The following is a 1549-nucleotide window of genomic DNA, read 5'->3' as shown; positions in this document are numbered from 1 at the left end:
CTGCTGCCGCGGCCGCGCCTGCCGCAGCGCACGCGACCTGGCCCACCGGCGCCAGCACCGTCAGCGAGAGCTACGGCGACTGGACGATGACCTGCACGCGCCCGAGCGAGAAGGTCACCTGCATCGTCGCGCAATCCCAGGGTGATTCGCAGACCGGCCGGCGTAAGTTCGGCTTGGAGCTGCAATCTCCGAGCGACGGCCGCTCGGAAGGCATCGTGCTGATGCCCTTCGGCCTGTCGATCGAGGCCGGCGTGAGCTTCAAGCTCGACGAGCAGGCCCTCGGCAAGGGCGCACCCTACAGCATGTGCGTGAGCGACGGCTGTCTCGTGCCGATCAGCTTCCCGACCCTGGCGCTCGACGGCATGCGCAACGCCAAGAAGCTGTTCGTGACCGGCCAGAAATCGAGCGGCAGCGAGCCCGCCACCATCACGGTGCCCCTCGAAGGCTTCCCGCAGGCCCTCGACCGCGCCGTGGCCCTCGGCGGCTGACGTCGGGCGGACCGGATCCGGCCAATCCCCGGCTTACGGTTAAGCCAGCGTTAGCCGCCGTGCCGCAGGGTGGGTCCCAGTGTGGCGCCCGACGTCGCGGCCCCGGTCGGGTCGCGCCCGGGATCGGATCGGCGGGGCGATGGGCTCGGAGGGCAGGCGATCCGGGATCTGCGGATATCTCGGCACGCGGCTGCTGCGCGTGTCGCTGCCGGTGCTCGCGCTCCTGGCGGCGATCGACCCGGCGCTCGCCGCGCGGCTGATCGGTGCCAAGGGCAGCGAGGCCGGCAGCGGGCCCGGCGGCTACGGCCGGATCGTGCTCACCTTCGATAAGCCGGTCACCGTCAAGGCGAAGCTCGCCGGCGGGATCCTGCTGCTCGGCTACGGCGAGCGGGTAACCCCCGGCCCCGAGCATCTCGCCGAAGACATGCCGGCCTTCGTGTCCATGGTCCGGCGCGACCCCGACGGGTCGGGCCTGCGGGTCGCCTTGCAGCGGCCGTACCAAACCAACGTCCAGCTGGCCGGCGAGCGCGTCTTCGTCGACCTCCTGCCGGAGGGTTGGTCGGGCCTGCCGCCGCCGCTGCCCCCCGAGGTGGTGGCCGAGCTCGCCCGCAGGGCCCGCGTGGCCGAGGAAGCCCTGAAGGCGCGCACGCTTCCGCCGGCGCGTAAGCCCCTTGCGCTGGAGCTTGCCCGGCTACCGACCCTGACGCGCCTGTCGCTGCGCCTGCCCGACGAGGCGGTGGCGACCGTGAGCGCCGAGGGGGCGACGACGCGCCTGCGCGTCGCCGGATCCTGGACGATCGATTCGACCGAGGCCCGGGGCCGCCCGCGGCCGGGCATCGCCAAGCTCGCCACCGAGTCGGACGAGAGTTCGGCCAGCATCCTGCTGACTCCCGCCGAGGGCTACACCGTCACGACGGAGCGGGAGGATGGGGCCTACACGATCGATGTCGTGAGCCGCACGCCTCTCAAGGCGCCGGAATCGAAGGCGGCCGAGGTGCCGGGGCCCGCCGATGCCGGCGCCGCCAAACCCGTCGTGCCGGCCCCTCAGCCCACCCGAAAGG

1 protein-coding gene and 1 pseudogene are annotated in these 1549 nt (G+C 72.8%); both read left to right on the top strand.

The features are described 5' to 3' along the window. Positions 1-488, top strand: a 488-nt coding sequence (locus FV228_RS29195) for an invasion associated locus B family protein (RefSeq protein ID WP_147857652.1), incomplete at its 5' end; no start/stop codon positions are given. A 139-nt stretch (positions 489-627) separates the two neighbouring features. Beyond that, positions 628-1549, top strand: a pseudogene (locus tag FV228_RS29190) (hypothetical protein); the annotation flags it as partial.

Source organism: Methylobacterium sp. WL18, from assembly GCF_008040015.1.
Lineage (GTDB): Bacteria > Pseudomonadota > Alphaproteobacteria > Rhizobiales > Beijerinckiaceae > Methylobacterium > Methylobacterium mesophilicum.
The sequence above is the reverse complement of the archived record's forward strand: the minus strand, read 5'-3'. Positions and strand labels throughout refer to the sequence as shown.